Consider the following 8,731-nt stretch of genomic DNA (forward strand, 5'->3'; position numbering starts at 1 on the left):
AAATTAAATGAAGTTTTTAAGAAATATAATAAATTTAAAAACAAACTACATAAATATCCTGGCGTTATTTGGTAAGTGAAAAAATTTGATGTATAATATATAGAGAAATATTGAACGTTTTTAAATAATGTTTGTATATTAATAAAAGGAAACTCACTCAATAACTTGAGGAGTAAAAACTTCTTTAAATAAGGATGGGAGAAATGCAAAATCAAATTGTAGATCAGGTCATAATACTATGTTTTATAATGCTTATAGGTTTATATAGTAGAAGAAAAAGCTTTATAAAGGAAGAAACGTTGAAAAGTCTTACAGATTTACTTGTAAATGTAACGCTGCCATGCTTAATTTTAGCTTCATTTAATACTGAGTATTCAAAGGAGACAATCGAAAAGATTAGAGCGATATTAATATACTCCTTGGCGATACATGTTTTTTTAGCTGCTATAAGCGGAGTGTTTTACTTTAAGTTTAAGGAAAATACAAAGCAAGTTTTAAAGTTTGTAACCATTTTTTCTAATTTTGGATTTATGGGATATCCTATAATGGAAGGTATGTACGGTAAAATAGGAGTTTTTTATGCATCTATTTTTGGAGTTCCATTTAACGTGATATTACTTACCTATGGGGCAATTCTGTTTTCTAAAGAAGAAAAGGACAACTTTGATTTTAAAAATATACTGCTCCAGCCAGGAATTTTATTTGTGATTATAGGACTAATAGTGTTTTTGGGCAAGATTAAACTTCCATACACTATAATGGGAACTTTAAACTATGTAGGTGGAATGACAACACCGTTATCAATGATTATAATAGGTGCTAATTTTGCAAATGTAAGTATAAAGGAAATAGTAAAGGATTTAAGAATTTATTATGTGTCTTTTATAAAATTGTTTATAGTTCCTTTTATGGTTTATGGAGTATTAAAGATTTTAAAAGCAGATGATTATTTGATAAAAATGTGTGTAATACTAGAAGCAATGCCTGCTGCTGCAATGACTACTGTTTTTGCAGAAAAGTATAACAACAACAAGGTATTTTCAGCAAAATGTGTGGTAGTAACCACAATTTTATCTATATTTACAATTCCCATAGTAATTAATGCATTATTTTAAATATAATAGAGGCTGTTTCAATATGGATGAACAGTATACTACAGCCTCTTATTATAAACAAATTATATTACAATTAGGATTATTTTGGAGGTGATTTTATGTTTGATAGTCATGTACATACGAATTTTTCTACAGATTGCATGATGCCCTTAGAAGATGCAATAAGCTCTGCAAATAAGAAAGATATAGGAATAATAATTACAGATCATTTTGATTTGAAGTATATGGTTAAGGATAAGTTCATATTTGATATAGATAAGTATGTTAAGGAATACGCATTATATAGAAATGAAAAAGTATTACTTGGCATAGAAATGGGTATGAGGGAAGATGTGGTAGATGAAAATAGAGCTATAGCTTTAAAATATGATTTGGATTTTATATTGGGATCTGTACATGTGGTAAATTATGACGGAAAGTATTATGATATATATACAGAAGAGTTTTATGAAGGTAGAGATAAAAAGGAATGTTACATAAATTATTTAGAAGACATATTAAAATGTGTAAAAGAATATGATTTTATAGATTCTTTAGGACATATAGATTACATAGCTAGATATGCTCCCTTTGAAGATAGAGAAATATACTATGATGATTATAGGGAACACATAGATGAAATATTAAGTATTATGGCTAAAAATGAAAGAGCTATAGAAATAAATACTAGAAGATTTAATAAAAAAGAAGCAATGATGAATTTAGAAAAAATATATAAGAGGTTCAAGGAATTAGGCGGCAAAATTGTAACTATAGGCTCTGATTCTCACACTACTGAAAGTATTGGGGAAAACTTTGATTTAGCTATTGAACTTGCAGACTTATGTGGCTTAAAGCCAGTTTGTTTTAAAAACAGAAAGCCTGAATATTTATAATTAGGAGGAATTTATTATGGAATACACAAAATATTTTAAGGATGCTATTGATGTTTTAAAAACTAAGGGAGCTTTTTTAACAGTAAAAAGTGGAGATAAGGTAAACACTATGACTATAGGCTGGGGAGATATAGGATATATATGGAGAAAGCCAGTATTTATGGTTATGGTTAGAAAATCTAGATATACTTATGATATTATAGAAGGAGCAGAAGATTTTACTGTAAGTATTCCTGTAAACTGCGATTTAAAAAAGGAACTTGCACTATGTGGGACAAAATCTGGAAGAGATATAGATAAGTTTAAAGAGTGTAACTTAACTATGGGAAAATCAAATAAGGTAAATTCTCCTATTATAGGTGAATGTGATTTGCAGTTTGAGTGCAAAATAGTATATAAGCAACATATGGATGAAAAGTTTTTATCTCCAGAAATAAATAAATCTTGTTATGAAAATGGTGATTATCATACTATGTATTATGGAGAAATAGTTGATTGTTACTTAAAGTAACTCATAATACTCATTTTTAAAACAAGATATCAATAAAAAGTAAAGGAGTTTTAAAAATGGGGTTAGGTAAAAAACTAGAAAGCTTAAATAAGATAGCCTTAAGTAAGGCTAAGGAAACTGTACAATGCTTGTATTTAGAAGGAAAAGTTAAAAGAATAGATAAAAATATAGATGGTGCTAAAAATAAAGATAAGCACAAATTGGAGTGTAATAAACGAGAAACCCTTCAAAATATAAATGCAATTAAATTCAATGAGCGCATACAAAGAAGAGAAGAAGCAAAGAGATTAAAAGAAGAAGCAAAGATATCCATAAATGAGAGACGCAATGAAAGCAAAGATTTAGGTACAATTTCTAAATTACAAAGGCAGTTTAAAGATTTGCCAATAGTCACTGTAGTGGATGATTTAGTAGAAGGTGCATCGGGCATTGAAAAGATAACAAGAATGGTTAATGAAAATCCAAGAGATCCATATAGCTGGCTTATTTTAGCGGAAACATTAAAGTATTATAAAAAGGCGTTTATAATTTTAAATGCAATAAAAATTCCTGTAGACCCTATTGGCTCCTTAATTGATATAGGAGTTGAAATAGGTGGAGGCTATATAGAAGAAAACTTGGATAAAGATAAATGGAGCTACAGACGGGCACTGCTTAAATGTATTAATTTAGGAATGAAAAGTGATATAAAAGATGAAAAGACTCTCATATGTATAGGCAGAAGTGCTGAGTTTTTAGCTAAGGAAGCTAAAGAGCCTTTGGAGAGAGATAATCTCATTATATTAAGTCAACGACATTTTAAAGAAGCCTTAAAAGTAGTATCTGATGATACTAAAGATGAGCTCATGTATTATTTAGGAGTTATAGATGAAAAGAAGGTAAAAAGATTTAAATATGCCTATAGAAAAAATTTATTAAAGGCTGCAACCTTTGGAGCAGTGAATATGGTTACAAAGCAAAGTGAAAAATTAATTAAGACAGGTGAAAAGATTTTAGATAGAACGTTAGATATTTTGATTAAAGAATAGGCCTTTAAAAGCCTATTCAAAACTTTATTGAGGTGGTTTTTATTGATGATAAATAAGCCCCTGGCGGATGAAATGAGACCTGAGGATATTTCTCAGGTAGTAGGACAAAAACATATCTTAGGGGATGGGAAAATATTAAATAGAATAATAAAGTCTAAAAAGCTTACTAATATGATATTTTATGGACCCCCTGGGGTAGGAAAGACAACCGTTGCAAATATAATAGCTAGGATTACAAACAAGACGTTTTACAAGTTAAATGCTACTAATGCTTCTTTAAGTGATATAAAGGATATTATAAAGGATTTAAATAGTCTAATGACCATAAATGGTGTTGTTTTATATTTAGATGAAATTCAGAACTTCAATAAAAAGCAGCAGCAATCTCTTTTGGAGTTTATGGAGAATGGTTCTATAACCTTGATTGCAAGTACTACTGAAAATCCATACCACTATATATATAAGGCTATTTTAAGCAGATCTACTATTTTTGAATTTAAACCTCTTTTGAAGGAAGATATAAAAGAGGGGATTACAAATGCTCTTTATAAGCTTCAGGGAGAGTTTGAGGGTAGCATAGTCTTAGAAGAAGATGCATTAGATTATATAAGTGAGGTAAGTGGCGGAGATTTAAGAAAGGCATTAAATGCACTTGAACTTTGTGTGTATTCCACTAATAAAAATTTAGAAGGAAAAATACATATTGACTTAAACATAGCTGTAGAATGTGCCCAAAAGAAGGTATTAAATTATGATAAGTTTGGGGACAGCCACTATGACATATTAAGTGCCTTTCAAAAATCCATAAGAGGAAGTGATCCTGAGGCTGCTATTCATTATTTGGCAAGGCTTGTGGAGGCAGGGGACTTAGCGTCTATAACTAGAAGGCTTTTAGTAATTGCCGCAGAGGATATAGGACTTGCTTATCCCAATGCCATAGCTATAGTTAAAGCTTGCACTGATGCTGCTTTTCAGTTAGGATTTCCAGAGGCTAGAATACCACTGGCCGAAGCTGTATTACTTTTAGCCACCTCACCTAAATCCAATTCTGCTGTTATGGCTATAGATAAAGCATTAAGTGATATAAAAAGCAGGGATGTAGGGGATATACCACAGCATTTAAAAGATGCACACTATAGTGGGGCTGAAGCTTTGGGAAGAGGAAAAGAATATAAATATCCTCATGACTATAAAAACCACTATGTAAAACAACAATATTTACCAAATAACATAAAAGAGGCTGTATATTATACTCCAGGAACAAACAAAATGGAGGAAAAGATAGCTCAATATATGAGATATTTAAGGGAGGAATAAAAATGAAAATAGCTGTATTGGAACCACTAGGTATTTCAAAGGAGGAAGCTTTAAGAATTGGTGAAGCACTTATAAATGAAGGGCATGAAATTGTATATTACGAAGACAGAAACGAAGATATAGAAGTATTAAAGGAAAGGGCAAAGGATGCAGAAGTTTTAGTAATTGCTAACATGCCTTTAAAAGCTGAGGTTATAAATTCAAATGATAAGCTTAAAATGATTTCAGTGGCTTTCACAGGAGTAGACCATGTGGATTTAAATGCCTGCAAAGAAAAAAATATAACTGTATGCAATGCAGCAGGATATAGTACTACTTCTGTGGCAGAGCTAACATTTGGGCTTATAATATCACTTTTAAGAAACATAGTGCCTCTAGATAAAATTACTAGAGAAGGAGGCACAAAACAGGGATTTGCTCAAAATGATCTTGAAGGAAAAACTCTTGGAGTAATTGGTACTGGAGCAATTGGAAGAAGAGTAATAGAAATAGGAAAGGCCTTTGGATGCAATATATTAGCCTATAATAGATCTAAGAAAGAAGAAGTAGAAAAACTAGGAGTAAAATATGTTTCAATAGAAGAATTAATGGCTGAAAGTGATATAGTATCTATTCATATACCATTAAATGCAGAAACTCGTGGTGTTATAAATAAAGATAAAATTGCATTAATGAAAAAAGATTCTATTCTTATAAATACTGCAAGAGGCCCTATTGTTGACAATGAAGCTTTAGCAGAAGCTTTAAGAACAGAAAAAATTAAGGGTGCTGGTATAGATGTATTTGATATAGAACCACCACTTGATACAAAATATCCTCTTTTAAGCACTACAAATTCTGTAGTAGCCCCACATATAGGCTTTGCAACAAAAGAAGCAATGGTAAGAAGAGCTCATACTACATTTGATAACATTACTAAATGGCTGCAAGGAAATCCTCAAAACTTAATAAAATAATTAATGTAGGCTATCTTATATAAAGGATAGCCTATATTTTTTAAAAGCATACTTATAAATTTCTTACATAGTATTTAATGAGGGAACATATTGTTAACTGAGATGTTCAAATTTATAACAAAATCGAAGGTTTCTATAAGCTATGCAATGAAACGTCCTGCTAACCGAGATGCAATGAGTAATTAAGAGGAGAGATTTTATTTATATGGTAGGAGAAGATTTCTATACCTTTAGAGGATATATGGAAAAAGATTGGGGACATATTACAGCTTCAATGGAAGATTATATAGAAATGATATATAGATTATCTTTATCCCAAGGATTCACCAGGGTGAATGAATTATCAAAGTCATTGAATGTACAGCCGCCTTCAGCTACAAAGATGCTTCATAAGCTTTCTGAGCTTAATCTTGTGATTTATGAAAAATATGGAGTTATAATGCTAACTTAAGAAGGAAAACAAATGGGAGGGCTGCTTTTAACAAGACACAACATATTAGAAAGCTTTTTAAAGCTAATCTCTCCAAAGGGGGATGTGCTGGAGCAGACAGAAAAAATAGAACATTCACTTACCCCAGAAACTATAAAAAACTTAAATTATTTTTTAGATTTCTTAAATAAAAATCCTGATATTGCAAATAAATATAATAAGTATTTAATGGATAAGGATATGTAAAAATTTAACGAATACATATCCTTAAATTTTTTAATAAATTTATAAAAAATATTGTTGACAACTTTACTCGGGTTTGATATTATGTTTTTGAAAGTATAGTAAATCACTCAACATTACATATAATAAAAGAGGTGATTTAATGAAATTATCAACTAAGGGACAATATGGGGTCAAAGCTATGGTAGATTTAGCAATAAACTATAGTGAAGAACCTATTTCAATAAAAAGTATTTCAGAAAGACAAAATATATCTGAATATTACCTGGAGCAGCTTTTTTCTTCCTTAAGAAAGGCAGATTTGATTAAAAGTATTAGAGGTGCTCAAGGGGGATATATATTAAGCAGAGAACCTAAAAACATAACCGTTTCTGAAATAATGAATGTATTAGAAGGACCTTTAAAATTATCTGAGTGTTTACAGGACGGGGAATGTTCTAATATAAAAGTATGTTCCACAAGACTTTTGTGGTCAAGAATAAAGGAAAGTATAGATCAAGTTACTAAGACTACGACCTTACAAGATATGGTAGATGATTATAATAATTTAATGGCAAATAAGAAAGGGGAAAACAACAATGGATAAAAAATATGTATATATGGACTATGCAGCTACTACATTTACAAAACCAGAGGTTTTAGAAGAAATGATGCCTTATTTTACTGAAAACTTTGCAAACCCTTCTTCTAAATTTTACTCTATATCTGCAAAGCCAAGAATGGCTATAGATAAAGCAAGAGAAAGAGTAGCTAAAGCTATTAATGCAGAAAAAGATGAGATTTACTTTACAGCTGGTGGATCCGAGGCAGATAACTGGGCATTAAAAGGAGTTGCTTTTGCAAATAAGAACAAAGGAAATCATATAATAACTACAGTTATAGAACATCATGCTATAACACACACTTGTGAGTTTTTAAAGAAGCATGGCTTTGAAATAACATATCTTCCTGTAAATGAAGAAGGATTAATTAGCATAGAAGATTTAAAAAATGCTATTAAAGATACTACAATACTTGTATCAGTAATGTTTGCTAATAATGAAGTTGGAGCTATTCAACCTATTAAAGAAATAGGTGAAGTTTGTAGAGAAAGAAAGATTTACTTCCATACAGATGCAGTTCAGGCTGTAGCACACGTTGGGGTAGATGTAAAGGATATGAATATAGATATGCTTTCCATGGCTGGACATAAGTTCTATGGACCAAAAGGAATAGGAGCATTATATATCAAAAAAGGAGTTAAGATAGAAAACTTAATTCACGGCGGCGGACAGGAAAAGGGAAGAAGAGCAAGTACAGAAAATGTACCTGGAATCGTTGGTATAGGAAAAGCTGTAGAGCTTGCTGTTTCTGAATTAGAAGAAGAAAGCAAGAGAGTATCTTATTTAAGAGATAAACTTATAAATGGCCTTACAGAAAGAATACCTCATGTTAAATTAAATGGACCAAGAGGAGATAAGAGATTACCTGGTAACGTAAATATGTGTTTTGTAGGAGTAGAGGGAGAAACACTACTTTTAGATTTAGACTTTGAAGGAATATGTGCTTCAACTGGAAGTGCATGTGCATCTGGTTCTCTAGATCCATCACATGTTTTACTTGCTATGGGACTTACTCATGGTATAGCGCATGGTTCATTAAGACTTAGTTTAGGTGCTAATACCACAGAAGAAGAAGTAGAATACGTATTAGATATACTACCACAAATAATAAAGAGAAGACGTGAAATGTCACCTTATTGGGAAGAATACTTAAATAGCTTAAAGGAAGGGGAAAAATAGTATGTATAGCGAAAAAGTTATGGACCATTTTAGAAACCCAAGAAATGTAGGAGAAATTGCTGACGCTAATGGTGTAGGAGAAGTTGGAAATCCAAAGTGTGGAGATATAATGAAAATATACCTAAAGGTTGAAGATAATATAATAAAAGATGTTACATTTAAGACTTTTGGATGTGGATCTGCTATAGCTTCCTCCAGTATGGCAACAGAGCTTATAAAAGGAAAAACTATAGAAGAAGCATGGGAATTAACTAATAAGGCAGTAGCAGAAGCTTTAGACGGACTTCCACCAGTAAAAATGCACTGTTCCGTACTTGCAGAAGAAGCTATTCATAAAGCTATAAATGATTATAGAAGAAATTCAGGCTTAGAGCCTTGGTATATGGAAGAGCATTCCGATCATATTCATGAAGAAGTTCATGGTGAATAATTAACCTGAGAAAAATTTCCCAGGAAATAAAAGGAGATTAGATAA

At 31.1% G+C, this 8,731-nt stretch carries 11 protein-coding genes; all 11 read left to right on the forward strand.

Annotation, left to right across the window (positions count from 1 at the left end; genetic code table 11):
- The first annotated feature begins 203 nt into the window (after nt 1-203).
- The 11 genes from DP68_RS02540 (at nt 204) to nifU (ending at nt 8,686) form a co-directional block, all read left to right on the forward strand.
- On the forward strand, nt 204-1,115 hold the full coding sequence (locus DP68_RS02540) for an AEC family transporter (protein WP_035305664.1): 912 nt from the start codon (nt 204-206) through the stop codon (nt 1,113-1,115).
- A 98-nt stretch (nt 1,116-1,213) separates the two neighbouring features.
- A complete protein-coding gene (locus DP68_RS02545; protein WP_035305572.1) occupies nt 1,214-1,990 on the forward strand; it encodes a histidinol phosphate phosphatase in 777 nt (258 codons plus the stop codon).
- A 16-nt stretch (nt 1,991-2,006) separates the two neighbouring features.
- Nucleotides 2,007-2,501: a flavin reductase family protein gene (locus DP68_RS02550; RefSeq protein ID WP_035305574.1), complete on the forward strand. Its 495-nt coding sequence runs from the start codon at nt 2,007-2,009 to the stop codon at nt 2,499-2,501.
- 56 nt (nt 2,502-2,557) lie between these two features.
- On the forward strand, nt 2,558-3,529 hold the full coding sequence (locus DP68_RS02555; protein WP_035305576.1) for a hypothetical protein: 972 nt from the start codon (nt 2,558-2,560) through the stop codon (nt 3,527-3,529).
- 45 nt (nt 3,530-3,574) lie between these two features.
- On the forward strand, nt 3,575-4,846 hold the full coding sequence (locus DP68_RS02560; RefSeq protein ID WP_081957062.1) for a replication-associated recombination protein A: 1,272 nt from the start codon (nt 3,575-3,577) through the stop codon (nt 4,844-4,846).
- A gap of 2 nt (nt 4,847-4,848) precedes the next feature.
- Nucleotides 4,849-5,802, forward strand: a complete 954-nt coding sequence (locus DP68_RS02565) for a 2-hydroxyacid dehydrogenase (RefSeq protein ID WP_035305579.1) — start codon at nt 4,849-4,851, stop codon at nt 5,800-5,802.
- 205 nt (nt 5,803-6,007) lie between these two features.
- Entirely contained in the window at nt 6,008-6,253 is a 246-nt protein-coding gene (locus DP68_RS19840; RefSeq protein WP_363330938.1) for a hypothetical protein, read from the forward strand.
- A 12-nt stretch (nt 6,254-6,265) separates the two neighbouring features.
- Nucleotides 6,266-6,478 (forward strand): iron dependent repressor, metal binding and dimerization domain protein, encoded by a 213-nt coding sequence (locus tag DP68_RS19845; RefSeq protein WP_363330939.1) that lies wholly within the window; start codon nt 6,266-6,268, stop codon nt 6,476-6,478.
- 139 nt (nt 6,479-6,617) lie between these two features.
- Nucleotides 6,618-7,061, forward strand: a complete 444-nt coding sequence (locus DP68_RS02575; protein ID WP_035305582.1) for an Rrf2 family transcriptional regulator — start codon at nt 6,618-6,620, stop codon at nt 7,059-7,061.
- Nucleotides 7,054-8,256: a cysteine desulfurase NifS gene (gene nifS, locus DP68_RS02580; RefSeq protein ID WP_035305585.1), complete on the forward strand. Its 1,203-nt coding sequence runs from the start codon at nt 7,054-7,056 to the stop codon at nt 8,254-8,256. The genes DP68_RS02575 and nifS overlap by 8 nt, the downstream gene beginning before the upstream one ends.
- 1 nt (nt 8,257) lies before the next feature.
- Entirely contained in the window at nt 8,258-8,686 is a 429-nt protein-coding gene (gene nifU / locus DP68_RS02585; RefSeq protein ID WP_035305588.1) for a Fe-S cluster assembly scaffold protein NifU, read from the forward strand.
- Nucleotides 8,687-8,731 lie beyond the last annotated feature (45 nt).

Source organism: Clostridium sp. HMP27, assembly GCF_000765165.1.
Lineage (GTDB): Bacteria > Bacillota > Clostridia > Clostridiales > Clostridiaceae > Clostridium_AK.